The sequence below is a fragment of the Streptomyces toyocaensis genome (assembly GCF_000725125.1).
GTDB lineage: Bacteria > Actinomycetota > Actinomycetes > Streptomycetales > Streptomycetaceae > Streptomyces > Streptomyces toyocaensis.
On sequence record NZ_JFCB01000005.1, the window covers coordinates 203,224 to 227,812 of the forward strand.

The 24,589-nt window shown below is 72.0% G+C and carries 28 protein-coding genes; 8 read left to right on the forward strand and 20 right to left on the reverse strand.

The features are described from left to right. Nucleotides 1-29: 29 nt before the first annotated feature. The gene (locus BU52_RS08870) at nt 30-380 is read right to left on the reverse strand and encodes a winged helix-turn-helix transcriptional regulator (protein WP_037930875.1); all 351 of its coding nucleotides are present in this window, start codon (nt 378-380) and stop codon (nt 30-32) included. A 50-nt stretch (nt 381-430) separates the two neighbouring features. Here BU52_RS08870 and BU52_RS08875 point away from each other — a divergent pair, with 50 nt between their 5' ends. Next, entirely contained in the window at nt 431-1,321 is an 891-nt protein-coding gene (locus tag BU52_RS08875; protein WP_037930878.1) for an NAD(P)-dependent oxidoreductase, read from the forward strand. 4 nt (nt 1,322-1,325) lie between these two features. Here the strand turns inward: BU52_RS08875 and BU52_RS08880 are convergent, their stop codons facing one another. From BU52_RS08880 to BU52_RS08905, 5 genes are all read right to left on the reverse strand, one after another. Then, nucleotides 1,326-3,365 (reverse strand): HelD family protein, encoded by a 2,040-nt coding sequence (locus tag BU52_RS08880; protein ID WP_037930881.1) that lies wholly within the window; start codon nt 3,363-3,365, stop codon nt 1,326-1,328. A gap of 48 nt (nt 3,366-3,413) precedes the next feature. Next, nucleotides 3,414-4,019, reverse strand: coding sequence for a TetR family transcriptional regulator (locus BU52_RS08885; RefSeq protein WP_037930885.1), 606 nt, complete (start codon nt 4,017-4,019; stop codon nt 3,414-3,416). Next, nucleotides 4,016-6,247 (reverse strand): phosphotransferase family protein, encoded by a 2,232-nt coding sequence (locus BU52_RS08890; protein ID WP_051858047.1) that lies wholly within the window; start codon nt 6,245-6,247, stop codon nt 4,016-4,018. Before BU52_RS08890 ends, BU52_RS08885 begins: the two co-directional genes overlap by 4 nt. Nucleotides 6,248-6,609: 362 nt before the next feature. Further along, nucleotides 6,610-7,335, reverse strand: a complete 726-nt coding sequence (locus BU52_RS08900; RefSeq protein WP_037930888.1) for an HAD family hydrolase — start codon at nt 7,333-7,335, stop codon at nt 6,610-6,612. A 29-nt stretch (nt 7,336-7,364) separates the two neighbouring features. After that, complete coding sequence (locus tag BU52_RS08905; protein WP_078903166.1) at nt 7,365-8,246, reverse strand: GntR family transcriptional regulator; 882 nt, start codon at nt 8,244-8,246, stop codon at nt 7,365-7,367. Nucleotides 8,247-8,376: 130 nt separating this feature from the next. On the opposite strand from BU52_RS08905, the gene BU52_RS08910 reads away from it, so the two are divergent. After that, nucleotides 8,377-8,565 carry a hypothetical protein gene (locus BU52_RS08910; RefSeq protein WP_037930894.1) on the forward strand — a complete coding sequence of 63 codons (189 nt, stop codon included), beginning with the start codon at nt 8,377-8,379 and terminating at the stop codon, nt 8,563-8,565. A 34-nt stretch (nt 8,566-8,599) separates the two neighbouring features. Here BU52_RS08910 and BU52_RS08915 read toward each other — a convergent pair whose 3' ends face one another. Continuing rightward, a complete protein-coding gene (locus tag BU52_RS08915; RefSeq protein WP_037930897.1) occupies nt 8,600-9,439 on the reverse strand; it encodes a winged helix-turn-helix domain-containing protein in 840 nt (279 codons plus the stop codon). 249 nt (nt 9,440-9,688) lie between these two features. On the opposite strand from BU52_RS08915, the gene BU52_RS08920 reads away from it, so the two are divergent. Next, nucleotides 9,689-9,874 (forward strand): hypothetical protein, encoded by a 186-nt coding sequence (locus BU52_RS08920; RefSeq protein ID WP_037930900.1) that lies wholly within the window; start codon nt 9,689-9,691, stop codon nt 9,872-9,874. A 169-nt stretch (nt 9,875-10,043) separates the two neighbouring features. On the opposite strand, the gene BU52_RS08925 is transcribed toward BU52_RS08920, so the two are convergent. After that, nucleotides 10,044-11,300: a GNAT family N-acetyltransferase gene (locus BU52_RS08925; protein ID WP_037930903.1), complete on the reverse strand. Its 1,257-nt coding sequence runs from the start codon at nt 11,298-11,300 to the stop codon at nt 10,044-10,046. Nucleotides 11,301-11,370: 70 nt separating this feature from the next. Then, on the reverse strand, nt 11,371-12,003 hold the full coding sequence (locus tag BU52_RS08930) for an RsiG family protein (RefSeq protein ID WP_037930906.1): 633 nt from the start codon (nt 12,001-12,003) through the stop codon (nt 11,371-11,373). Between the two features lie 177 nt (nt 12,004-12,180). Between BU52_RS08930 and dtd the strand changes: the two genes are divergently transcribed. Then, nucleotides 12,181-12,606 (forward strand): D-aminoacyl-tRNA deacylase, encoded by a 426-nt coding sequence (gene dtd / locus BU52_RS08935; protein WP_037930909.1) that lies wholly within the window; start codon nt 12,181-12,183, stop codon nt 12,604-12,606. A 10-nt stretch (nt 12,607-12,616) separates the two neighbouring features. Here dtd and ygfZ read toward each other — a convergent pair whose 3' ends face one another. The 3 genes from ygfZ to BU52_RS08950 are packed head-to-tail and all read right to left on the reverse strand — an operon-like array spanning nt 12,617 to nt 14,621. Beyond that, nucleotides 12,617-13,582 (reverse strand): CAF17-like 4Fe-4S cluster assembly/insertion protein YgfZ, encoded by a 966-nt coding sequence (gene ygfZ / locus BU52_RS08940; RefSeq protein WP_037930911.1) that lies wholly within the window; start codon nt 13,580-13,582, stop codon nt 12,617-12,619. Between the two features lie 9 nt (nt 13,583-13,591). Further along, complete coding sequence (locus BU52_RS08945) at nt 13,592-14,029, reverse strand: Fur family transcriptional regulator (protein WP_037930913.1); 438 nt, start codon at nt 14,027-14,029, stop codon at nt 13,592-13,594. 16 nt (nt 14,030-14,045) lie between these two features. Then, nucleotides 14,046-14,621, reverse strand: a complete 576-nt coding sequence (locus BU52_RS08950) for an FABP family protein (protein WP_037930914.1) — start codon at nt 14,619-14,621, stop codon at nt 14,046-14,048. A 435-nt stretch (nt 14,622-15,056) separates the two neighbouring features. On the opposite strand from BU52_RS08950, the gene BU52_RS08960 reads away from it, so the two are divergent. Beyond that, the gene (locus tag BU52_RS08960) at nt 15,057-15,419 is read left to right on the forward strand and encodes a DsrE family protein (RefSeq protein ID WP_037930918.1); all 363 of its coding nucleotides are present in this window, start codon (nt 15,057-15,059) and stop codon (nt 15,417-15,419) included. A 6-nt stretch (nt 15,420-15,425) separates the two neighbouring features. On the opposite strand, the gene BU52_RS08965 is transcribed toward BU52_RS08960, so the two are convergent. From BU52_RS08965 to BU52_RS08995, 8 genes are all read right to left on the reverse strand, one after another. After that, complete coding sequence (locus tag BU52_RS08965; protein ID WP_037931089.1) at nt 15,426-15,725, reverse strand: DUF3099 domain-containing protein; 300 nt, start codon at nt 15,723-15,725, stop codon at nt 15,426-15,428. Nucleotides 15,726-15,812: 87 nt separating this feature from the next. Then, nucleotides 15,813-16,100: a DUF1416 domain-containing protein gene (locus tag BU52_RS08970; RefSeq protein WP_004986406.1), complete on the reverse strand. Its 288-nt coding sequence runs from the start codon at nt 16,098-16,100 to the stop codon at nt 15,813-15,815. 41 nt (nt 16,101-16,141) lie between these two features. Next, nucleotides 16,142-16,987 carry a sulfurtransferase gene (locus tag BU52_RS08975; protein WP_037930920.1) on the reverse strand — a complete coding sequence of 282 codons (846 nt, stop codon included), beginning with the start codon at nt 16,985-16,987 and terminating at the stop codon, nt 16,142-16,144. A 124-nt stretch (nt 16,988-17,111) separates the two neighbouring features. Then, nucleotides 17,112-17,219: a putative leader peptide gene (locus BU52_RS37115; protein WP_362265443.1), complete on the reverse strand. Its 108-nt coding sequence runs from the start codon at nt 17,217-17,219 to the stop codon at nt 17,112-17,114. Between the two features lie 183 nt (nt 17,220-17,402). Then, complete coding sequence (locus BU52_RS08980) at nt 17,403-18,143, reverse strand: LmeA family phospholipid-binding protein (protein ID WP_037930922.1); 741 nt, start codon at nt 18,141-18,143, stop codon at nt 17,403-17,405. Nucleotides 18,144-19,055: 912 nt separating this feature from the next. Next, nucleotides 19,056-20,153, reverse strand: a complete 1,098-nt coding sequence (locus tag BU52_RS08985; RefSeq protein WP_037930924.1) for a hypothetical protein — start codon at nt 20,151-20,153, stop codon at nt 19,056-19,058. A 3-nt stretch (nt 20,154-20,156) separates the two neighbouring features. Then, nucleotides 20,157-20,411, reverse strand: a complete 255-nt coding sequence (locus BU52_RS08990; protein ID WP_037930926.1) for a MoaD/ThiS family protein — start codon at nt 20,409-20,411, stop codon at nt 20,157-20,159. A 48-nt stretch (nt 20,412-20,459) separates the two neighbouring features. After that, nucleotides 20,460-21,338: an alpha/beta hydrolase gene (locus BU52_RS08995; RefSeq protein ID WP_051858051.1), complete on the reverse strand. Its 879-nt coding sequence runs from the start codon at nt 21,336-21,338 to the stop codon at nt 20,460-20,462. A gap of 222 nt (nt 21,339-21,560) precedes the next feature. Here BU52_RS08995 and BU52_RS09000 point away from each other — a divergent pair, with 222 nt between their 5' ends. The 3 genes from BU52_RS09000 to BU52_RS09010 all read left to right on the forward strand — a co-directional run bounded on the left by BU52_RS09000 (nt 21,561) and on the right by BU52_RS09010 (nt 24,586). Next, a complete protein-coding gene (locus BU52_RS09000) occupies nt 21,561-22,340 on the forward strand; it encodes a winged helix-turn-helix transcriptional regulator (RefSeq protein ID WP_037930930.1) in 780 nt (259 codons plus the stop codon). Between the two features lie 107 nt (nt 22,341-22,447). Next, nucleotides 22,448-23,470: a LacI family DNA-binding transcriptional regulator gene (locus tag BU52_RS09005; RefSeq protein ID WP_078903168.1), complete on the forward strand. Its 1,023-nt coding sequence runs from the start codon at nt 22,448-22,450 to the stop codon at nt 23,468-23,470. 96 nt (nt 23,471-23,566) lie between these two features. Further along, a complete protein-coding gene (locus BU52_RS09010) occupies nt 23,567-24,586 on the forward strand; it encodes a S1C family serine protease (protein WP_037930936.1) in 1,020 nt (339 codons plus the stop codon). The last annotated feature ends 3 nt before the right edge of the window (nt 24,587-24,589 follow it).

Genomic DNA, 24,589 nt, shown 5'->3' on the forward strand with positions numbered 1-24,589 from the left:
GCGGAGGACGGAGGGGGTGCGCACATGCGTCAGGAGGCCGGGGGGACGGCCTCGGCGAGCCTCTCCAGACGGCGGTGTCCCCAGTCGGACAGCGGCGCGAGCGCCTCGGAGAGTTCACGGCCGAAAGCGGTCAGCGAGTAGACCGTCTTCGGCGGCAGCACGTCGTGCACCTCCCGGTGCACCAGGCCGTCCGCCTCCATCTCGCGCAGCGCGCCGGTCAGCACCTTCTCGCTGAGTCCGGGCACCCGTCGGCGCAGTTCGGCCGGCCGGTGCGGACCGGACTCCAGCAGCCACAGCAGCGTGGTCTTCCACTTGCCCTCGATCACGGCGATCGCGGCGGTCACCCCGCAGACGTCCGGGTCGTGGCGTCGGTGCACCATCTGCGCCCCTTTCCTCAGCAATTGCCCTTTACCTTAATGGAGTTGTCCGCATGCCCGAGAACACCGCCCCGTCCGCCTCCGTGACCGTCCTCGGTCTCGGGCCCATGGGACGCGCGCTGGCCGCCGCCTTCCTGGACGCGGGTCTGCGCGTCACCGTCTGGAACCGCACACCGGGCCGGGACGGCGACCTCGTCACGCGGGGCGCGGTCCCCGCGGCCTCGCCCGAGGAAGCGGTCGCCGCCGCCCCGCTGACCGTCGTCTGCGTGGTGAACTACGACGCCTCGGACGCCGTACTGCGTCAGGACGCCGTCACCGCCGCGCTCAAGGGCCGCACGGTGGTGAACCTGAGCGCCGACACCCCCGGACGCGCCCGGGACACCGCCGAGTGGGCCGGCCGGCACGGCATCCGCTACCTGGACGGCGCCATCATGACCCCGACGCCGGCCATCGGCACGGACGACGCCGTGTTCCTGCACAGTGGCCCGGCGGACCTGTACGAGGAGCACCGGCCGGTGCTGGCGGCGCTCGGCGGCACCCACACCCACCTCGGCGAGGACGCCGGCCGGGCCGCCGCGTACGACATCGCGCTCCTGGACATCTTCTGGACGTCGATGGCCGGCTACGTGCACGCCCTCGCCCTGGCCAGGGCGGAGGGCGTCAGCGGCGCGGATCTCGCCCCGTTCGCGCAGGGCATCGCCGCCATCCTGCCGCCGCTGTTCACCGAGTTCGCGGCGGACAGCGACGCCGGCACCTACTCGGGCGAGCTGAACCCGATCACCTCGGCCGTGTCGACCATGGCCCACGTCGTCCACGCCTCCGAGGCCCACGGCATCGACGCGAGCCTCATGCGCGTGATCGAGGGCCAGGCCCGCCGGGTCGTCGCCCTGGGGCACGGCACGGACGGCTACACCCGGGTGGCGGAGGTGATCGGCCACCGCTGAGGAGTCAGAAGGGGAGCGGCCGCGCCCGTACCACCTCCAGCCGGGACACCGCCCGGGTCAGCACCACGTACAGCCGGTGCAGGCCCCGCTCCTCGGCCTCCGCGATCGCCGCCGGCTCGACGGCCACCACGTGGTCGTACTCCAGCCCCTTGACGAGGCCGGCCGGCACCACGGCGACCCGCGCGCCGAGCTCCTCCGGCCCGGCCGCCGCCACTCCCGCCCCGGCCAGCGCCCGCCGCAGCCGGGGCACGTCGGCGTCCGCCGCGACGACCCCGACCGAGCCGTCCCGCTCCAGCGCGTCCCGCACGGCGGCGACGACCGCGCCGGGCACCGCGCCCTCGCCGGGGACCTCCCGGACGCGCACCTCGCCGTCCCCGCGCAGCGAACGGGACGGCCGGACGTCGACGTCCAGCCGTTCCAGCAGCCGGTTGGCGAGCGTGACCACCGCCCGCGGCACCCGGAACCCGGTGGTCAGCGACACCACGGCCGCATCCGGCTTCCCCAGGTGCCGCAGTACCGCCGGCCAGGAACGGGCCGCCCACGGAGTGGTCCCCTGCGCCAGATCGCCCAGCACGGTGAGCGAGCCGAAGGCGGCCCGCCGGGCGACGGCCCGGCACTCCATCGGGGACAGGTCCTGCGCCTCGTCGACCACGACGTGCCCGTACCCCGCGGGATGTCCGATCAGCCCGGCCACCTCGTCCAGCAGCACCAGGTCGGCGGCCGACCAGCGCGCCGACTTCCACGACCGCGGCGGCCTCGCCCACAGCAACGCCTTCCGCTCCTCGGCGTCCAGCAGTCCCCCGGCTGCGACGGCCAGCCGCCCGGGGTCACCGAGCAGGTCCGCCACCACCTCCTCCGCCCGCACCCCCGGCCAGACGGCGTCGACGTACGCGGACACCGGCCGCGCCCGCTCGATCCGGCGCACCCAGGCAACACCCCGGGGCCCGCCGCGCCGCTCGGCCCGCTCCCGCACGGCCCGCACGATCCGGGCCCGCACCCGCTCCCGCCCCACTCCGTAGGGCGGTTCCCCGGCCCGTACCTCCGCCACGATCCGCGCCAGCTCCTCCGCCGCGACCCGCCACCGGTAGGAGCCGTCGGGGACGGCGAGGGAGTCGGTCCGGTCGGTGCGCACCCGCGCGTACAGGGCCCTGCGCAGCACCTCGGCCATCCGGACGTCGTGCTTGACGACGGCCGCGCGCTCGTCGTCGGTCCCGGTCACCGGGTGCCGGGCGATCTCCTCGAGCAGGGTCGACTGCCGTACGCCGGTCTCGCCGAGGGCGGGCAGAACCTCGGAGATGTACGAGAGGAAGGCGCGGTGGGGGCCGAGGACGAGCAGTCCGCCGCGCCGGATGCGCTGCGGGTGGGTGTAGAGCAGGTACGCCGCCCGGTGCAGGCCGACGGCGGTCTTGCCGGTGCCGGGCGCCCCCTGGACGCACACCGAGAGGTCCGGATCCGCGCGGACGAGGTCGTCCTGCTCGGGCTGGAGGGTGGCGGCGATGTCCCGCATGGGGCCGACGCGGGGCCGTTCGATCTCCCGGGCGACGATGTCGCCGGCCTGGTCCTCGCCCCGCTCCAGGTGTTCGTCCTCCAGGCCGGTCAGGTCGGCGGAGTCTCCCCGGCTGCCGGGGGCCCACCCGAAGCGCCGGCGTACGGCGACGCCCTGCGGGTCACGGGCGGAGGCCTGGTAGAAGGCGCGGGAGACGGGCGCCCGCCAGTCGACGACGAGGGGCGGGGCGGTCGGCCGCTCGGTGATCCGCAATCGCCCGACGTGGTAGCTCTGCCCGTGGTGGCGGGGGGCGTCCGGGCCGAAGTCCAGCCGTCCGAAGAACAGCGGCCCCGGGGGCAGCTCACGCAGTTCCCCGGCCTGGCCGCGCAGCCGCCGGCCGAGGACTTCGGCGTCCGCGCCGGAAGCGGAGACGTCCTCTCCGGTGACGACCTGCTCGTCGGCGTCTTCGGCCATGCGGGCGAGGGCGGAGCGGCAACGTTCGTGGTGGGCGCGTTCCTGGTCGAGGGCGTGCCGGAGGGCGGGTTCGGGTGAGGTCATTCCACCGAGCGTACCGAATAAAGTAACCGAGTTACATTTATTACTCAGTCACAGTAGTTGGGGCAGGCACTCCGCCAGCACCCCGAACGCCCGCTCCGCCGCCGCCACCGCGTCGCCGCGCACCTCCTCGACCCGCTCCCCCGCCGCGATCCGCCGCCAGTTCTCCTGCGCGAGGATCCGCCGTACGGCGATGATCTGCCCGGCCGCCAGCCGCGCGCCGAGCCCGCCCCCGAGTGCCCCGGCCAGCTCCTCCTCGGCCCGCTCCAGATGGCCGTACAGCCGCGCGACCAGCGACGGGGTGCCGTACAGCAGCGTGTGGAAGGCGAGCACCTCGGGATCGTCGTTGAGCCCGGTGACCGGGTCGCACCGCTCCAGCCCCGCCAGGAAGTGCCGCCGCAGCGCCTCGACGGGCGCCGTCCCCTCACCGGCGACCCGCGCCGCCTCACCCTCGTGATCGGCGATCCGGTACAGGACAAGGTCCTCCTTCGCCGGGAAGTACCGGAACAGCGTCGGCTTGGAGATCTCGGCCGCGGCGGCCACCTCGGCCACGGACACCGCGTCGAAGCCCCGCTCCAGGAAGAGCCGGATCGCGATGTCCGACACGGTCCGGTACATCCGCAGCCTCTTGCGCTCACGCAGCCCGATCTCGCTCATGCGGTGAGCCTACGCACCGCTTCCGAACGCCCGCGGTCCTCCTGCACCAGGGCCCGGACGAGGTACGGGTCCGCCGTGGAGCGGACCGGGAGACCGAGCGCCCCCGTGGCGACGGCCAGGGTCACCGCGTAGGAGTCCACGGCGCGGCGGACATGGGGCGCGTCCATGCTCGCGCCGGTGACGATGCGGTCGAGATCGATGTAGGCGGAGCGGACGATCTCCAGCCGGCGGTACACCTGCCAGTCCGCGCGCCAGTCACGGGTGTACCCGGACGGCAGCCCGGCCTCCCAGCGGCGGAACATCCGCTCCCGGATCTCCGGCCGGGTCGGAGTGAGGTGCATGTGCCGGACCAGGTCGTAGAGGGGGTCACCGATCAGGGCCATCTCCCAGTCGATGATGGTGAGCGCGTCGGAGCCGTCGCGGCGCACCAGGTTCCACGGATTGAGGTCACCGTGCAGCAGGGACGGCTCCCGGTGGCTCACCTCCTGGCGGGACAGGATCTGGTCCAGACGCTCGGCATCCGGCAGGCCCAGTCGCCTGGCCAGTTGCTGCGTCTTCTTCGGCAGTTCCCCGACCAGACGGACGAGTTCGCCCTTGAGCCACCGGTGGAAGCCCCGCTCGCCCGCCAGCGGATCGAGTTGCCTGTAGTCCACCCGGGTCAGCGCGCAGAGCTGGTCCACGAGCCCGTCCGCCTCGTGCGGCAGCAGGCCGTTCACGGGGTGGTCCGGCGGCCGGTCGATGTCGTGCGGACCCACGTACGTGTGGATGGCGAAGCTGTCGTTCAGGTACGTCTCGCCCAGTGCCAGGGCTCTCGGCGCCGCCACGGCGACGGGTGCCTCCTCGATGGCGCGCAGCACGGCGTGCTCACTCAGGAGGCGTGGTTCCCGTCTGAGGACCTCGGGCAGTCTCCGTCGCACCACTACGGGACACGTGACGCCCGGAACCCGCACCACGGTGTTGAGATGGGCGGTCCCCTTGAACACCCGTCCCGCGGGGGCCGCCCCCTCCGCCTCCAGTGCGCCCAGAACAGCGGTCTCGGTGAAGTCGTCCGGCAGCGGCAGCCGCCGGTCCGGCTGCCAGCCGAAGGCCTGTGCGATGAGGCCACGGCCGCCGCGGCCCCGGTCACGGCGGGATGCCAGCCAGCGGAACAGCGCCCGCTCGATCTCCTGCGCACCGGGCACGTTGCTGAGCCGCAGCGGCAGGGCGGCCACCTCCAGTGCCCGCCCCACCTCCGCCGTCACCTCGTGCAGGTTCTCCTGGGAGAACGATTCCTCCAGAGACCGCGCGGCCCTCATCACGTCCGGGAACACGGACTGTGCGCGCTCGAAGGCCAGGTAGTGGCCCAGGTCCTTGGCCAGTCCGTTGACGGCGGCGGGGCGGATGCCCCGCATGGCCGCCTCCCACGCGTCGATCACCTCGGACCACTGGTGGGCGGGGTAGCGCATGCGCACCAGATGGGTCGCCAGGTCGTGCAGCGGGTCACCGTAGGTCGCCAGTTCCCAGTCGACGCAGATGAGCGGCGGAGCCCCGTGGGCGACGATGAGGTTGTCGCGGTGCAGGTCGGCGTGGAGCAGGCTGTAGGGGCGCCGCGCCATGGCGGGCACCCGCTCGGCCAGCTTGACCAGAGCGTCCTCCGGGATGCCCAGTGCCGCGAACAGTCCACCGAAAGCGGCCCGATTGGGCTGACGGATCTGCCGGTCCGCCAGGTGTGCGAGCGTGCGCAGAAAACCCTGGCTGTCGGTGTCGTTACGGGGCCAGCCCACCGGCAGGGGCGGCAGCGCGCTGCGCCGCACCTGGGCCATCTGGGCCAGCAGTCCGGCCAGCGCCCTGATCAGCAGCGTGTCCACGGGCTTGTCGTTCCCGCAGACGCTGGAGAGCGGCACGCCCTCCACATAACTGTGGACCGCGAAGCCGGCACCTTTGGCCAGGCACTGCGGTACGTGCGGCAGGATCTCCCTGACCGCGCCCAGGATCTCGTCCTCGTCGGCCCAGGTCCTGATCACGGCAGGCAGTGTCTCGGCCCGGCGGATCCGCACCGTCACGGAGGTTCCCGCCTCACGGCCCAGCAGCCGTGCCGTCGCTTCGGTCAGCGGCAGTACGTGGTTCTGGTGGTGATGACCGCTGCTGGCCGTCCCGCACCGGGTGGCGAGCTCCACGAAATCCCGGAGCCGGACGTCCGGCGCGACGGGCCCCCCGAGGGCGGGTCGGGGAAGGGGTGGTGCGCCCACTGGCCGCTCCAGGAGGTCCGAGAGGAGTCACAACTGACGGTAGGCATGCGGCCTGCCGTCCCGCACGCGAAGTACCGCACGCCGGGTCGCGTCGGGCGCTGTGTCACCCGCCTGCCCGAGGCTGCGGAAGCCCGTCCGAGTCCGCTGATGTGTTGTGTGGTGCGAGCGGGGGCGAGCGGTCGCTCCATCGGTGCGCGCAGGCTACAGCATGCCGTTCCATCCGAGAGCGGGCGCCGGACCGAGTCGGGGACACGGCTGAGCCCGGTCGGCCTGGTGCTCCTCTTCCTCATCGGCGTGTGGGTACGGACGCGCCGGGACGGCCTCGCCGTCGGCGCGGCGACGCTGCTCACCGTGCTGATGATTCAGGCCTGATGCAGGTCACGGACCAGGCGGAGTACGGGCTCCAGGGAGTCCACGACCGTTGAGGCTCCCGCGTCGCGCAGGAGTTCGCTCTTGCGCGCGTTACGGGCGTAGCCGAGGAACGGGACACCGGCGGCCCGCGCGGCGCGCAGGTCGGACGGGGTGTCGCCGATCATCAGTGCCGACGCGGGGGCGGCGCCCATCGCGTTCAGGGCGCGGTGGATGCAGTGGGGATCGGGTTTGAGGTGGCTCAGCTCCTGGGTGCGGCCGTATATGTGGGGAGCGAAGCAGGGAACGAGCCGCCGGGAGGCGAGGTACTCGCGCGCCACGCGCGGGGAGTTGTTGGTGGTGATGGCCAGCCGGGCGCCCACCGCGGTCCAGGTGCGGATCAGCGGATCGGCGTACGGGGTGGGCATGGCGGAGGCGGTGGCCCGCAGTTCCTCCTGGGTGAGGCGCTCCTCGAGCTCCGCGACCAGGTCGCTGCCGGGGTGCCGGCGGTCGACGGCGCGCAGGACGACGTGCGGGTCCAGTGACTCGCGTTCGGACTCCGTGAGCAGGCCGTGCAGGCCGCGTCCCTCGAGCCAGGCCGCCAGGTCGTTCGCCACCCGTTCCGCCGAGTGTCCGGCGAACAGCCGGCAGATGGGGCCGTCGAAGTCCCACAGCACGACACGGACACCTCCGCACAGGGCCCGCAGTTCGTTCCGTTCCGTCTTGGTCCCTGCCGTCACCGCATCAGTCCGTGTCGTCTCAGAAGTCACTAGGAGAGTGTCAGGTCCGTGGTGATGGTTTCCCAGAGGGCGTCGAACCACTTCTGGGATTCGTCGACGAACGCCTGGTCGCGCCGGCCGGCCTGTCTGGCGAAGGAGAAGAGCAGGGACGTCGAGCCCAGGGCGTCGTACATCTCCAGGGTGCGGCTCTGCCACTCCTCCTCGCGCCGGGTGAGCAGGTAGTAGCCGAGCAGGGCCTCCTCCCCGTTGAGCAGGTACAGCTTCACCGGCGGGGTGAAGGGCAGCGCGCGGAAGGAGACGTGCACGTCGATGCCGTGCGTGGCGCGCAGGGCCAGGAGGTTGTGCTGGAGCACGCGGGCCTGTGCGTTGCGCATCGCCAGCCAGCGCTCGTGCACCGGGTTGCCACCGCCGCTGCCCTCCTCGACGGGGACCGGGAAGGCCAGGTTGATGTTCCGGGAGGGCAGCAGGACGCGGACGTCGACGGATGCGGGGCGGGTGCGGCCCTCGTGGATGTGCCGCAGCGGCTCGCCGAGCGCCACCATGAAGCTCTCCGAGGTCAGGCACACCGCGTCGATCCGCACCCGGGCCGTCTCGAACGCGTCCGTCAGGCGCGGTGCGAGGCCCACCATCGTCGGCTGGGGTTCCTCCCGCACGGGAGCCGGTTCGGCGATCCTCGGCGGGCTGCCCTTGCTGACGTGGGTGAGCAGGCCGTCCTCCTGGAGGGTACGCAGGGCCTGGCGGACGGTCCCGCGCTCGACGCCGAACTCCTCGGCCAGTTCGGCCTGGGTCGGCAACCGGTCGCCCGCCTTGAGCTCACCGCCTCGGATGCGCTCCCGCAGGATGCCGGCGATCTCCTGGGGCGAGTGCCTGCCGCTGCCGTTCACTGCCACGTTTTCCTGGGCCACGACCAAACGCTACAACTTCGATCCATCTGACGGGAGTTGTTTGAAAGTTGTTTGGAACCCCCTGCCAATCGGGGACAACTTAGTCAGAGTTGGTTGCCAACTTCGCCAAGTTGGCTCCACCGTCAAGGGGGGCACCGTGCACTTCTTCGCTCTGATCTCCGCCGTCGTCGTCGTCACCGTCGAACAGCTCGTCCAGTGGAAGTACGGGATGGCCGGCATCGTCGGCCTCCTGCTGCTCACGATCGGCATCCGGGCCAACAGGCCGGGCGTCAGCTCCGCCGGAGCGGTGGTGCTCGCCCTGCTGGTGGGGAAACCCGCCCTGTGAGCAGCCGCTCGGTCACCCGTTCCCGTGGGAGGCGTCAGTTCGTGAGCACCAGCTCCGAGCTGATGGTCTCCCACAACGCGTTGAACCACAGGTGCGACTGCTCCACGAACGTGGTGTCCCGCAGACCCGCCCCCTGTTCGAAGGCGAACAGCATGGACCGTATGCCCTGCGCGTCGTACGTCTGAAGGCTCTCCTGGTCGATCAATGCCTCGCTGCGGGCCAGTGTGTAGTAGGCGAACAACGCCTCCGCGCCATTGAGCAGATACAGCTTCACCGGCGGGGTGAAGGGCAACGCGCGGAACGACACCCGCACGTCGATGCCGTGCGTGGCGCGCAGCGCGAGGAGATTGTGGCGGAGCACCTGGCCCTGGGCGTTGCGCATCGACAGCCACCTCTCGTGCACCGGGTCGTCGGCGCCCTCCCGCCCCCCGACCGGGACCGGGAAGGCGAGGTCGATGTCCCGGCTGGGCAGCAGCACGCGGACGTCGACCTTGGCCGGTTTCAGTCGTCCCGCGTGGATCTGCCGCAGCGGCTCCCCGATGGCGAGGGTGAGGGAGATGGAGGTCAGGCAGACGGCGTCGATCTCCACGTGCTCGGCCCCGAAGGCCGCGGCGATCCTGGGTGCGAGGGCGACCGTGGTGGGCAACGGGGGAGCCCCGGGGCCGGTCGGCACCGCGCCGGGGCGGGGCGCGACGGTCGCCGGGGCACCCTTGGAGACGTTGGTGAGCAGCTGCTCGGACTGCAGGACGCGCAGCGCCTGGCGCACCGCGGGACGCTCCACGCCGAACTCGGCGGCGAGCTGGGCCTGGGTGGGCATGCGCTGGCCCGGCCGCAGCGCACCGGACCGGATCCGTGCGCGCAGCGCGTCGGCCACCTCGTGAGGTGTCCTCCGTGGCCATGGTGGTTCCTTCCGCCCAGTGACGGAGGCGTGTTCCGGGTCCACATCTGAACACTACAACTTCGCGCCATCTTGCGGCAGTTCAGCGACAGATGGTTATAAGCCTCTTCCAAGTGGAGATAACTGAAATCAAGTTGGTCACCAACTCGTGCAACCTGGTTCACTCACCAAGGGGTTGGCCTACCAGGGTGACGATGGGGCGGCCACGGACAAAGGGGGACCGTCATGCCGCTCGTCGCCATCGCCCTCGCCGCTCTGGCCATCGGGTGCGAACAGCTCGTCCAGTGGAAGTACGGACCGATGGGCATCATCGCCTTCGTCGCCCTCACCGTGGGCGTCAGGGCACGGAACGTCCTGATGAGCGGCATCGGCGCGGTCATCCTCGTGATGCTGCTCGCCCAGCCGGGCTGACGGCACACCGCACGGACCGCCGGCCGGGCTCCCCTCCGGAGGGGAGCCGGGAGCCCCGTCGGCAGGCACCACCCGCACCACCACCACAACTGAACAGCTCGCTACGGATGAGTGCTCACCCGTCGTCGGCGGAAGGAGGCAGCAGCAGGGGCGCGTACCGGGACCGCGCTCAGAAGATGTCCGGGCACCACGGTCGCCTGGACGTACGCAGCAGGGCGTCGGCCTGACGGGCGGCGCCCGCTCGTTCTTCCCGCACCCGGCCCAGCGCCGCCAGCCGCACCGCGGACTCGTCCCCCAGCCACAGCACGGCCAGCTCGGCCACGTCCAGCGTCAGATCGGCGCGCTCGGTGGTCCGCGCGCAGGACCCGGCCCCGTCCGCCGACGCCTGCAGCCGGTACCGCCCGCCGCTCAGCCCGCCGCCGTCGGTCACCTCGAGCACCAGCGACCCCGCCGCCCCGTACGTCCGCGCGCCGAGGGCCCGTTCCACGTCCAGGATCCGTACCCACAGCCAGTCCGCCTGCGTCGTGACGGCGGCGGCGCGCGGGTCCGGCAGGAAGTGCGGGAGCAGGTCGTCGGGGGCCCGCCAGCCGCTCTTCACCTTCACCACCCAGTCCACCGAACACAGGTAGTGCCACAGCGCGCGCTCGGCGGCCGGGGTCACCCCGATCAGCCACTTCACCCGTGCCGTGTTCAGCGGCTGCTTGGCGTCGCCCCAGTGGTCGTCGGCCGTGTAGGCGGCCATGCCCTCGACCTCGCCGCCGGCCGAGCGGTACACCGCGTAGTACGGCTCGTGGAACGTCGAGTGGAAGCGCACGGCCCCGGTGGTGATCCGCCACCACAGCTCGTCGCGGCTGACGGCACCCGGCTGCGCCCGGCGCAGCCGCTCGTGCAGTCCGGGGCCGAGCCGCCGGACGTCCTCGGCGTCCACGAGGTCGATCCGGCCGCCGTCCTCCGGGCCGGACCGGCGCGGGTCGAGACCGGTCCGCGGCACGTCGATCGTCCACTCGGTCGTCGAGGTGGCCGGGCCGAAGCCGTACCGCCCGTAGATCGGGTACTCGGCCGCGATCAGCGTCGCGACGACGTCCCCGCGCTCCTTCGCGGCGGCGAGGTCCCGCTCCATCATGCGGGTCAGCAGGCCCCGCCTGCGGTGGGTGGGGGCGACGGTGACGTTGGTGACGGCGTCGGCCGGCACGGTCGCCCCGCCGACCACGGTGAGCTCCTGCGCGAAGGAACGGAACGTGGCGATGCAGCGCCCGCCGTCGAACGCCCCCACCGAACGGCCGGGCGTGAACTGCGCCCGGCGCGCTTCGAGGATCTCCTCGGACGAGGTGGGCTCCCGGAGGAACCCGATGTTCATGGCCCGGTTCCAGTCGGCGAACTCGGGCTCGGTGAGGGGACGTACGTCGACGGCGGCGCGGGAGGTCATGGGCTCACGGTAGGTGGGCCGCCCGACGGGTGTCGACGCGGTTTTCCCCGCCCCCCGGCGGCCGCCCGGCTCACGCGAGCAGGTCGTCGACCTGGGCCTCCCCCTCCCGGTACCGGCGCGCGATCTCCGCGCTGCACTCGTCGGCCGTGCGCTGCAGCCGCTGCCGCCGCCGGGAGACCTGCTGCTCGTACCGCACCAGCCGCCCCATCGCGGTGCTCAGCTCCCCGTCCGTACGGGCGCCCAGGTCCGACAGCTCCACCTCGCCGAGCGTCTCCGCCGCCAGCCGCCGGTACTCCTCGCCCCGTGGTGTGCCCAGCGTCACATGCCGGGCGGAGGAACGGTGGCGGGCCGGACCGTCCCGCAGGATCTCCGGCAGCCGCTCCACCACCGACGCGTCACCCGGCGCGACGACCGGGGCCGCGCCCTGAGGGACCCGCCGCGCCAGCTCCGCCCGCAGGATGTCGATGCGCCCCTGGAGCAGCCGCCGCACATAGCTGAGGTCGGCCTCGTCCCGCTGCGCGTCACGGCGCACCGCGCGCAGCTCGGACAGACTGAGCGCCGTCAGGCCGGCCGCCCGCTTCTCCTCGGGCAGCACCGGGCTGTCGGTGCGCTGTGTGGGCGGCCGGTGGAACTCCCTGTCCCCGATCACCGCTTGGGCCAACGGGACAGCCGTCGCGGACTGTCCGATTCCCGGTGTGCTCATGTGCCTCAACCGTCCCCTCGACCGGCATGTGCCAGCATCGTGCCACCCCAAGCGGCCACTATGTGAGCGAGTGGTCCCGATCCGCCCCAGATGGGCGCTAAGGAGTAAAAATAGCCCGACCGGGGTCCCGCGCGGGCCGCCGTCGGCCGTCTGTTCGCCGACCGGCATGATGGTCGTATGCGTGCAGTGGTACAGAGGGTCGACGGGGCGAGCGTCGTCGTGGACGGCGAGACGGTGGGCGCGATCGAGGGCGAGGGACTGTGCGTCCTCGTCGGTGTCACCCACGAGGACACCAAGGAGAAGGCGGCGCAGCTCGCCCGCAAGCTCTGGTCGATCCGGATGCTCCAGGACGAGAAGTCGTGCAGCGACCTCGGCGCCCCGCTCCTGGTGATCAGCCAGTTCACCCTGTACGGCGACGCCCGCAAGGGCCGCCGGCCCACCTGGAACGCCGCCGCCCCCGGTGACCTCGCCGAACCGCTGGTCGACGAGGTGGTCGCCCAGCTGCGTACCCTGGGCGCGACGGTGGCGACGGGCCGCTTCGGCGCGCGGATGCGGGTGTCGCTGACCAACGACGGCCCGTTCACCGTCCTGCTGGAGATCTGAACCCCGCGGCTCAGGGCTCGACGACGGTCTCCTGCGCCGCCGCGGTGTCACCGGCGAGCAGCCGCGCGTCCACCGGCACGTTCCGCTTCACCAGCGCCAGCGCGACCGGACCCAGCTCGTGGTGGCGCACGGACGTCGTGACGAACCCGACCTTCCGTCCGTCCGGCCCGTCGTCGGCCAGCCGGATCTCCGTTCCCGCCACGGGCAGGTGCACCTCGCTGCCGTCCAGGTGCAGGAAGACCAGCCGCCGCGGCGGCTTCCCCAGGTTCTGCACCCGGGCGACCGTCTCCTGTCCCCGGTAGCAGCCCTTCTGCAGGTGCACCGCTTGGCCGATCCAGCCCAGCTCGTGCGGGATGGTGCGGTGGTCGGTCTCGAAGCCGAGCCGCGGCCGCTGCTGCTCGACCCGCAGCGCCTCCAGCGCGAGGATGCCGACGGGCGGGCCCGCCTTCTCCGCGTACGACTCCAGGTCCTCGCGGGGCAGGAACAGGTCACGCCCGTACGGCGTCTCGCGCACCACGACGCCCTCGGGGACCTCGGCGATGGACCCGGCCGGCAGATGCACCACCGCGATGTCGGCGGTGCGGTCGGCGACCTCCACCCGGTAGAAGAACTTCATCGACTCCAGATACGCGATCAGCGCGTCCTGCGTGCCGGGCTCGACGTGCGCCCACACCGTCTCCCCGTCGTCGACCAGGTAGAGCGCGTGCTCGATGTGGCCGTTCGCGGAGAGGATCAGGGCCTCGGTGGCCTGGTGCGGCGGCAGGTCACTGACGTGCTGGGTGAGCAGCAGGTGCAGCCAGCCGAGCCGTTCCGGACCGGTGACGGTGACGACCCCACGGTGGGACAGGTCGACGAAACCGGTGCCGTCGGCGAGGGCGCGCTGCTCGCGGAACAGGTCGCCGTAGTGGGCGGCCACGCCTTCGTCCACGCCCTCGGCGGGGACGGCGCCGGGAAGGGTCAGCAGAGGGCTCTTCATATGCCAAGCCTACGACTCGGCAGATGGAGCCTTCCGGGCGCAGTCCTCGCACCGGCCGAAGATCGCGAAATGCTTCATGTCGGTGTCGAAGCCGAAGGTGTCCCGCAGCTTGGCCGTGAACTCGGCGGCCACCTCCACGTCCGCCTCGATGACGTTGGTGCAGTCGCGGCAGACCAGGTGCAGATGGTGGTGCCGGTCGGCGAGGTGGTAGGTCGGGGCGCCGTGCCCGAGGTGGGCGTGGCTGACCAGGCCCAGCTCCTCCAGCAGCTCCAGCGTGCGGTACACGGTGGAAATGTTGACCCCCGACGCCGTCTTCCTCACTTCCACGAGGATGTCGTCGGGGGTCGCGTGCTCAAGGGTGTCGACGGCTTCGAGCACGAGTTGGCGCTGCGGCGTCAGCCGGTAGCCGCGCTGCCTGAGGTCGCTCTTCCAGTCGGTGCTCACCACACCACGAGTCTAGGACCTACTTGAAGAACGCGATCCCGTCGTCCGGCATGTCGTCGGGCAGGGCCTTGGCCCAGCGCTCGACCTCCTCCGGCGTGACGACCTTCTTCAGGTGCGCCGACATGTAGGGGCGCAGCTCCACCTCGGGGGTCTGCTTCTCGCCGACCCACATCAGGTCGCTCTTGACATAGCCGTACAGCCGCTTGCCGCCGCTGTAGGGCTGCGCGGCGGCCGTCCGGGCCACGGCGTCGGTCACCAGGTCGATCTGCGGCTTGCCCTCGGCCATCTCGCCGTACCAGATCTCGATGACCCCGTCGTCGCGGGTCATCGTCACCTCGATCTTGCGGGCGGCGTCGATCCGCCAGAAGCCGTGCTCGGACTCCAGCGGCCGCGTCTTGTTGCCGTCGCCGTCCAGCACCCAGGTGCGGGAGCTGTACTCCAGGAAGTCCCGGCCGTCGTGGCTGAAGGTGACCTCCTGGCCGAAGTTGCACTTCTCGGCGCCGGGGAAGTCGTGCACGCCGGCGCCCGCCCAGTCGCCGAGCAGGAAGGCGAGGGGGACGAGGTCCTTGTGCAGGTCGGACGGGATCTCGATCATGAGCGGAACTTCCTGGCGTCGGTGATCAGCGCTGGCCCTGGTACAGCTTCTTCACGGTCAGTCCTGCGAAGGCGAGAACGCCGATGGCGACGAGGACCAGCAGGGCTTCGAAGAAGATAACCACGGGGTGCTCCTTGAGCGGGGGGTGCGGTGGTGTGCACAGGGCCGGTTCCCAGCTTACGCGGCCGGGACCGGCCCCCGGCGGGCGAGGTGCCGCCTCACGCCCGTCAGCCCGGCAGCGGGCTCTGCCACACCACCGTCTGCCGGAACGGCACGGCGCGCGCGGCCCCCTCCCGAGACCGCAGCACGACGGCTAGGACGTCGCCGGCCATCCGTCGATCTCGGCGCATCCGGGGCGCCGGCTGCTTCTTGCGCGTGCACAGGAGACCCACGGCCGCCGACCGGAGTTGTGGCGATCATGATTACGATTCGGGCATGGCCAAGAAGCTCGTGATCAAGGTGACCGCAGGATCCGACGCCCCCGAACGCTGCTCGCAGGCGTTCACGGTGGCGGCGGTGGCGGCGGCCAGCGGTGTCGAGGTCTCCCTGTGGCTCACCGGGGAGTCCGCGTGGTTCGCCCTGCCGGACCGTGCCGCCGAGTTCGACCTGCCGCACGCCGCGCCGCTGCCCGACCTGCTGGACTCGGTCCTGGCGGCCGGACGGGTCACCCTGTGCACACAGTGCGCGGCCCGCCGCGACATCACGGAGAAGGACGTCATCGAGGGCGTCCGCATCGCCGGCGCGCAGGTCTTCGTCCAGGAGGCGATGGCGGAGGGGACGCAGGCGCTCGTCTACTGAGGGGCGCTACCGGGGCCGTTTCCTGCCGTCGAGTTCGTCCCACCACTCGTCGGACTGCGGATCACCATGGGGGTCCCCCCTGCTCGAGCGGAGCCGAGAGCTCGGGGGAGGATCGTCCCACCAGCGGTCGTCCGGTCCCCGCCGGTTGGCGACCACCGCTGCGAGCGGCGGAATGACCATCGCGACCAGGCACATCCCCACGGCAGCCGGCACCGACCAGAGCCGCACCACGCCCCACGCCAGGACGAACAGCACGATACAGGTGCCCATCATGACGAAGTAGGCATGCCGCCTGCGCGCGTACATACGTCCAGCGTAGATCCGGAGCACGCGGAAGGGCCGCATCCCGGGCGTCCAACCCGTGGGATGCGGCCCTCCGCCGTCCTCGCGTCCTCAGACCGCGATCGCGACCTCGGCCAGGCCGCCCTGCTGGGCGACGACCGTACGGTCGGCGGTGCCGCCGGGCACCAGGGCGCGGACGGTCCAGGTGCCTTCCGCCGCGTAGAAGCGGAACTGTCCGGTGGCGGAGGTCGGAACCTCCGCGGTGAACTCGCCGGTCGAGTCCAGCAGACGGACGTAACCCGTCACCGGCTCGCCGTCGCGGGTCACCTGGCCCTGGATGGTGGTCTCACCGGGCTTGATCGTCGAGGCGTCCGGGCCGCCGGCCTTCGCACCGCACATGTCTTACTCCTGAAGGGTCTGGAAAGGTCGGTCGGGAGGGACTACTTGCCGGAGCCGAGCTCGATCGGCACGCCGACGAGGGAGCCGTACTCGGTCCAGGAGCCGTCGTAGTTCTTGACGTTCTGCACGCCGAGCAGCTCGTGCAGCACGAACCAGGTCAGCGCGGAGCGCTCACCGATCCGGCAGTAGGCGATGGTGTCCTTGGCCAGGTCCACGTCCTCGCCGGCGTAGAGCTCCTTGAGCTCCTCGTCCGACTTGAAGGTGCCGTCGTCGTTGGCGTTCTTCGACCACGGGATGTTGGCGGCCGTCGGGACGTGGCCCGGGCGCTGCGACTGCTCCTGCGGCAGGTGGGCCGGCGCGAGCAGCTTGCCGGAGAACTCGTCGGGGGAGCGCACGTCGACCAGGTTCTGGCTGCCGATGGCGGCCACGACGTCGTCGCGGAAGGCACGGATCGAGGTGTCCTGCGCCTTGGCCTTGTAGTCGGTCTTCGGGCGCTCGGGCACCTCGTCGCCGGGGACCAGCTCGCGGGCGTCCAGCTCCCACTTCTTGCGGCCGCCGTCGAGAAGCTTGACGTTCTCGTGGCCGTACAGCTTGAAGTACCAGTAGGCGTACGAGGCGAACCAGTTGTTGTTGCCGCCGTAGAGGACGACCGTGTGGTCGTTGCCGATGCCCTTGTCCGACAGGAGCTTCTCGAAGCCCTCCTGGTCGACGAAGTCGCGGCGGACCGGGTCCTGGAGGTCCTGCGTCCAGTCGATCCGGATGGCGTTCCGGATGTGGTTCTTCTCGTAGGCGGTCGTGTCCTCGTCCACCTCGACGATGGCGATGGTCGGGTCGTCCAGGTGCTCCTGGAGCCAATCGGCGTCGACCAGGACGTCGCTGCGACTCATGCTGTTTCTCCTCCGGGGCAGGTGCGGCGGGGCGTGCGAGTGAGAGGGAGTGCGCGCCCAAGGACGGGCGGGCGCACGGGTGCCCTTCATCGGGCGGGGGAATGCGGACGGTCGACGCGTCCGCTCAGAAGGTGCGACAGAGCATGGCGGCGACACGGCACAGGTCCACTGCCCGCCGCTTCGTGAGATCCGCCTGTCCCCGCGGCACGGGGACGCTCGTCCGACACTGCATGAGGTCGATCGTAGGGAGGACAGGGCGGGCATGTCACCGACGTGTCGCATACTGAGACGAGATCGTCCGCGATACGGGACTCATACGCCCCGAACACGCTCCCCCCGCGCCCTCGTGGCCCCGGACGGCCACAGCCCCATCTGCCCTACGGACACCCCCGTCTCGCCTGACGGACATGCCTGCCTATCCGACCAGACGGACGTCGGACCCCTTCACCTTGATGTCCACGCCGTTCTCGTCCGCCTCGACCTTGTCCAGGCGTATCCCGCCGGGCAGTCCGTCGATCTTCTGCTGGAAGTCGGTGATCCGCCGCACCCGCGCCTCGGCGAGCTCCACCCCGCCGAACGCGGGCAGCGCGTCGGCCTGCACCCGCACGGTGTCACCGTCCACGACCGTCACCGAACTGAGCACGGAGACCGGCTCGGGCAGCTTGTTGCCGAGCACGGTGGCCTCGACCGCGACCTTGATCTTCCCGTTGCCGCCGTCGGAAAGGCCGACGACCTCGGCGGTGACGCCGGGGGCCACCTGGGTGGGCTCGGCCTTGGCCCTCTTCAGCAGTTCGTCGTAGGCGACGGTCGCCGTCCCGGTGGCGCTGTCGGCGACGGCGGAGCTGAAGTCGCTGGAGAAGTCGACGCCCCTCATGTCGGCGCGCAGGTCGCCGATGCGGATCTTCTCGGCGCCGTCGCCGGCGTCGGCCTCGTAGCCCTCGATGCCGACCTGCACCTGGTCGAGGGTGCCGTCGGCGACCTGGGTGAGGAAGGGGAAGCCCTTGATGGACACGTCAGGGGTGGACGCGAGGTTCTCGGTCGCCTTCAGGCGGTCCGCCGCCTCGCTCTCGGCGAGGTTCACCGCGACGCGGTCCACGATGACGAAGATTCCGCCCAGTATCACGACGACGATGAGCAGTATTCGCAGTGCGCGCATGCGGTGCTTCCCCCACGTGGCTGTGACGACGGCGGTCCCCGACGACCGGGCGGCCGTCCTGCGCGAGGGTAACTCGCACATGTGCGGAGGCCGGGAATTTGTGGATCAGCTGTGACAGGTGGGGCCGGGGCGTGTTGCGCAGCTGCCCCTCGCGGGGTGCCCGGCGTAGGTGTGGGCCGCGGGCGGCTGCTCATTCCCGGTGCCTGCGGGGTGCTCCGCGTGGGTGTGGGCGGGGGGAGGTCACGCAGCCCGGCGCCAACGGGGTGCCGTCGCGCCCACCCTCCCCCGCTCTCGGCTCCTCACCCACTCTCGGCTTCGCTCGAGCGGGGGGACCCCCATGAGCGGGAGGTACCCCCATCACCCCAGCGGCACGACTGCCCGCGGGAACGCGGCATGCGGGAACGCGGAGACAGCAGAGGCGGCGGCCCGCGGAGACAGCGGGGGCGGCGGAGCGCGGAAGCGGCGGCAGGCGCGGCCCGCGGAGCGCGGAAGCAGCGGCAGGCGCGGAGCGCGGAAGCAGCGGCAGGCGCGGAGCGCGGAAGCAGCGGCAGGCGCGGAGCGCGGAAGCGGCCGCAGGCGCGGAGCGCGGAAGCGGCCGCAGGCGCGGAGCGCGGAAGCGGCCGCAGGCGCGGAGCGCGGAAGCGGCCGCAGGCGCGGAGCGCGGAAGCGGCGGCAGGCGCGTACGGCGCGGAGCACGGGGTGCGGTGGGCGTGGGACAGCCGCCTACGGCGGGAAGGGGGCGGGGCGGGGGTGTGCGCCCGCAGCGGCCGGTGCGAACAAACGCCCCGCACCTCCACCGGCCGACCCGGTCGCGCCGGTCCGAGGACGGACACCCCCGACCCGACCCCGACCCACCCACCACCCGAAGGCGCTACGCGCACCCCCACCGCACAGCCCGCTGCGCCGCAGGCATCAGGCGGCCATGCCGCCCAGCACGTACACCGCAGGCCCCGCCGCCGCCAGCGGCAGCGCGACGCCCGCCGTGAAGTGCACGAACCTCGACGGATAGTCATAGCTCGCGACCCGGTGACCGATCAGCGCACAGACCGCGGCCCCCGCGCCCAGCCCCGCACCCGAGACCTCCATCCCCCCGACCGCGAACCCCGTGCCCGCCGCCACCAGCAGCGCGACCACCACGGACGCCGCGGTCGGCAGGGGCAGCGCCCGCGCCACCATCGCCGCCGCCACAGCAACCGCTCCCACGGTCACCGCGTCCGCGTCCGCCGCCAGATACCCGCCCGCAGCGATGGCCAGCGCGGCAGCGGCGACCGTCGCCATGAGGCCGTACATCCGCTCGTCGGGATCCGCGTGGGACCGCAGCTGCAGCACCAGCGACAGCAGCACCCACACCCCCAGCGTCCCCAGGATCGCCCCGGGCGACCGGTCCGACGCCAACAGCGCCGCGTCCGCGGCCAGCGCGCCCAGGAACCCGAGCGCGATGCCCTGCCGAGCCGGCCACATGCCGTTCAGCCGGAACCAGCCCGCCGCTGTGACCCCCTGCAACACGACCAACGGCACCAGCAGCGCATACGTCCCCAGCGCCGCCCCACCCGCGAGCAGCACCCCCAGCAGCGCCGTGAGCACCGCGGGCTGCGTCCCGGGCTCGATGATCGGCGACCGCCCCTCCGCCCGCGCCCGCTGCGCGTCGGTGACGCGTGCGTTACCGCCCAGCGTGGCGGGCCCGTACTCGGGCCCGCCCCCCTGCGGGGGCCCGTCCTGTGCGGGCGCCTGCTGTGAAGGCGCCTGCTGCGGAGGCGCCTGCTGCGGAGGCAGATACGACGTCTCCTCGACAGCCGCGGCGGCAGCCACCGGCGGCTGCATCTGCGTCTCCCACGTCTGCCCCTGCCACTGCTGCGTGTACTGCTGATCGGCGTACGGATCGTCATGAGCCGGCTGCTGCCCGGGCCAAGCCTGAGGCTGAGGCTGCTGATACGCCCCGTACCCCTCCCCAGCTCCCTGCCCAGCCCCCTGCCCGTACCCGTGCCCGTACCCGTACGGCTGGTTAGTCATCGCTCACCCTCCTGCGAACGGCGGAAGCACCTCGACCGTGCCGCCGTCGGCCAGCCGTACCGTCTCATGCGCGCGCTTACCCACGGGATCACCGTCGACGAGGAACGAGCACCGCAGCAGCACCCGCTCCAGTTCCCCGGAGTGCCGCCCCCGCACGGCGTCGAGCGCCTCGGCGAGCGTGTCCGCCTCGTGCGCCTCCTCGGCCACCCCGGCCGCGGCCTTGGCGGCGGCCCAGTACCGCACCGTGACCTTTGCCATCTGCTGGTTCCTCACGTCGGAGATCGGTTGACGGTGAACACCGTCAGGCTAGCCCGCCCGAGCGACCACCCAGTCCGCGATTCGCCCCAGCAGCGGCTCCGGCGCCGCGTTCTCCGCGTGGCCCATACCGGCCTCGACCCACAGCTCCCCGTGCTCCCCGGCGGCGGCCGCCAGCATCCGGGGATGGTCGAGCGGGAAGTACCCGTCCCGGTCCCCGTGCACGATCAGCAGCGGTGTCGGCGCGATCCGCGGCACCGCCTCGACCGGTGACAGCGGCACCGGGTCCCACTGCCGGTGATGGATCCGCGTCCGCAGCCCGTACCGCCCCACCAGCCGCCCGGACGGCCGGGTCACGAGCCAGTGCAGCCGCCGCATGGGCGCGGTCCCCCGGTAGAACCACCGCGCCGGCGCACTCACGGACACGACGGCGTCGACCCCCGCGTCCCGGCTGCTCGCGGCGTGCCGCAGCACCACGGAGCCCCCCATGGAGAACCCGACGGTCGCCACGCGCGCGTACCCGAGCCCACGCGCCCACCCCACCACCGCCGCGAGATCCAGCACCTCCCGGTCCCCGACGGTCGACCGCCCGCCCGACGCCCCGTGCCCGCGGAAGGAGAACGTCACGACACCGCCGTACCGGGCGAGGACGCGCGCCACCCGCCGCACGTGCGGCCGGTCCGCGTCCCCGGTGAATCCGTGTGCGACGACGAATACGAGATCGCCGAAACGCCCGGCACCCGGTTCGTATACGGAATCGATCGCCACCCCGTCCTCCGTGCGCAGAAACGTCCGTAAAGGACCACCGCGCATCGCCCCGCCCGTCGCGCCCGGTGTTACGCCGGGCGTTACCGCACGCGTCTCGGAATACGGACGGATGGCGGAGCGCGCGGTGGATCGCGCCACATGACCTGCCGGGCCGGTGCTCATGTCGGCTATTCTGCTGCGAAGAGGACTCGGGCAGCGAAGCCCCCGGGTCCTTTTGTGCTTTCGGAAGCGTTGTATACGAACGCGGGAAACCGCCGGTGTACGAGCCGTCGAACGCACGAGCAATGCCGTAAACGTCCTCGCAGGGACCGAGGAGGAACCAGACGTTATGGGCGAGCGAACCGTGCACGAGCCGACGACGACGACCCGGGCGGGTGGGGTGCGATGAGCTCTCTGCTGCTCCTGACCAACGCGCTCCAGCCGTCGACGGAGGTGCTCCCCGCCCTCGGCCTGCTCCTGCACACCGTGCGCGTGGCCCCCGCCGAGGGCCCGGCCCTCGTGGACACCCCCGGCGCCGACGTGATCCTGGTCGACGGCCGCCGCGACCTCCCGCAGGTGCGCAGCCTGTGCCAGCTCCTGCGCTCCACAGGCCCCGGCTGCCCGCTCGTCCTGGTCGTGACGGAGGGCGGCCTGGCGGCCGTCACCGCGGACTGGGGCATCGACGACGTCCTGCTGGACACCGCGGGCCCGGCCGAGGTGGAGGCCCGTCTGCGCCTGGCGACGGGCCGGCAGCAGATCGTCAACGACGACTCCCCGATGGAGATCCGCAACGGCGACCTGTCGGTCGACGAGGCGACCTACTCGGCGAAACTCAAGGGCCGGGTCCTCGACCTGACCTTCAAGGAATTCGAGCTGCTCAAATACCTCGCGCAGCACCCCGGCCGGGTCTTCACCCGCGCCCAGCTGCTCCAGGAGGTGTGGGGCTACGACTACTTCGGCGGCACCCGCACGGTCGACGTGCACGTACGGCGGCTGCGCGCCAAGCTCGGCCCCGAACACGAGTCGCTGATCGGCACGGTCCGGAACGTCGGTTATCGATTCGTTACGCCCGAAAAGGTGGACCGTGCGGCCGAGGAGGCCAAGGCCAAGGCCGACCGGCAAAAGGCGTCGGACACGGACGAGACGACCACGAGGAACGCCGCCGACGCCCGCTCACGGGCCTGAGAACCGCACGCATGAGCGTTGCGTTCGCACATACGAGCCGTTTCCGTGCCGCCCGGAACCCTCCGCACGCCCTGCCCGGGCGGAATATATCCGCGTAGACTCCGCGCGTGGCCAAGGTAACCAGGGATGATGTGGCGCGGCTGGCGGGTACGTCCACCGCCGTCGTCAGCTATGTCATCAACAACGGACCCCGGCCGGTCGCCCCGGCCACGCGCGAGCGCGTTCTCGCCGCGATCAAGGAGCTGGGGTACCGGCCCGACCGCGTCGCCCAGGCGATGGCGTCACGGCGGACGGACCTCATAGGCCTGATCATCCCGGACGCCCGCCAGCCGTTCTTCGGCGAGATGGCGCACGCGGTCGAACAGGCCGCCTCCGAGCGCGGGAAGATGGTGCTGGTCGGCAACACCGACTACATCGCGGAGCGCGAGGTCCACTATCTGCGTGCCTTCCTCGGCATGCGCGTCTCCGGCCTGATCCTGGTCAGCCACGCGCTGAACGACCTGGCCGCGGCGGAGATCGAGGCGTGGGACGCCCGGATCGTCCTGCTGCACGAGCGCCCGGAGGCGATCGACGACGTGGCGGTCGTCACGGACGACCTCGGTGGCGCCCAGCTCGCCGTGCGCCACCTGCTGGAACACGGGAACGCCTATGTCGCCTGTGTCGGCGGCACCGCGGAGACCCCCGCCGTCGGCGACCCGGTCTCGGACCACGTCGAGGGCTGGCGGCGCGCGATGGAGGAGGCCGGCATACCGACCGAGGGCCGGCTGTTCGAGGCCCCGTACAACCGCTACGACGCCTACCGCGTGGGGCTGGACATCCTTTCCGGCCCGGACCGCCCGCCGGCCATCTTCTGCTCCACCGACGACCAGGCGATCGGCATCCTGCGTGCCGCGCGTGAGCTGCGCATCGACGTGCCGGGCGAGCTCGCGGTCGCCGGGTTCGACGACATCAAGGAGGCGGCGCTCGCCGACCCGCCCATGACCACGGTCGCCTCCGACCGTCCGGCGATGGCCCGCGCGGCGGTCGACCTCGTCCTCGACGACGGCCTGCGGGTGGCGGGCTCGCGCCGCGAGCGCCTGAAGGTGTTCCCCTCCCGCCTGGTGGTACGCCAGTCCTGCGGCTGCGCGTAACCGCCCCACCGGGCGAACCCTTATATCGGGCATACGAGGTTCTGTCGGGCTTCTCAGCGAGCGCTCAGGATGCTCTCATCCTCGGGCGCGACGCTCATGAACATGACCGAGAGCCCCCGCCCCAGCGGCGCGTACGAGAGCAGCAGCCCCCACCAGGTGACTCCGGAGTGGCCGCCCCCGCCGGCGTACGCGCCGACCCCCGCGCAGCCCTCGGACCCGGCCGCCCCCCGGCCGGCGCGGCGCAGGCGCACCCGCGGCCCCTCCACCCTGCTCGCCGCCGTGGCGATCGTCGCGGCGGCCGTGGGCGGCGGCACTGCCTACGGCGTGCAGGAGCTGACCGGCAACGGCACCGTCGCCTCCACCGGCTCCACCGGCACCGCGGTCGTACCGTCGAGCCAGAAGGGCACGGTGTCCGGCGTCGCCCGGGCGGTCAGCCCGAGCATCGTCGAGATCAAGGCGACCTCGAACTCCGGCTCCTCCACCGGCTCCGGCGTGATCATCACCGAGAACGGCGAGATCATCACCAACAACCACGTCGTCGCCGGGGCCTCCTCGATCAAGGTGCGGACGGACGACGGCACGACGTACACGGCCGAGCTCGTCGGCACCGACAGCAAGAAGGACCTGGCGCTGATCAAGCTGGAGGACGCGTCCGGCCTGAAGGCGGCCACCCTCGGCGACTCCGACGCGGTGCAGGTCGGCGACCAGGTCGTGGCCATCGGCTCGCCCGAGGGTCTGACCGGCACGGTCACCAGCGGCATCGTCTCCGCCCTGGACCGCGACGTGACCGTCTCGACGGACGAGAGCCAGGGCCGGGGGCAGGACCAGCAGGGCGGCGGCTGGCCCTTCGAGTACGGCGGCCGGGAGTTCAACGGCGACACGGGAGGCTCCACGACCACGTACAAGGCGATCCAGACCGACGCGTCCCTGAACCCCGGCAACTCCGGCGGCGCGCTGATCGACATGAACGGCGCCATCATCGGCATCAACTCCGCGATGTACGCGCCCAGCGGCGCGGACGCGTCCGCCGCGGGCAGCGTGGGCCTGGGCTTCGCCATCCCGGTCGACACGGTCAAGGCGGACCTGCCGGCCCTGCGCTCCGGTGCGACGGACTGACGC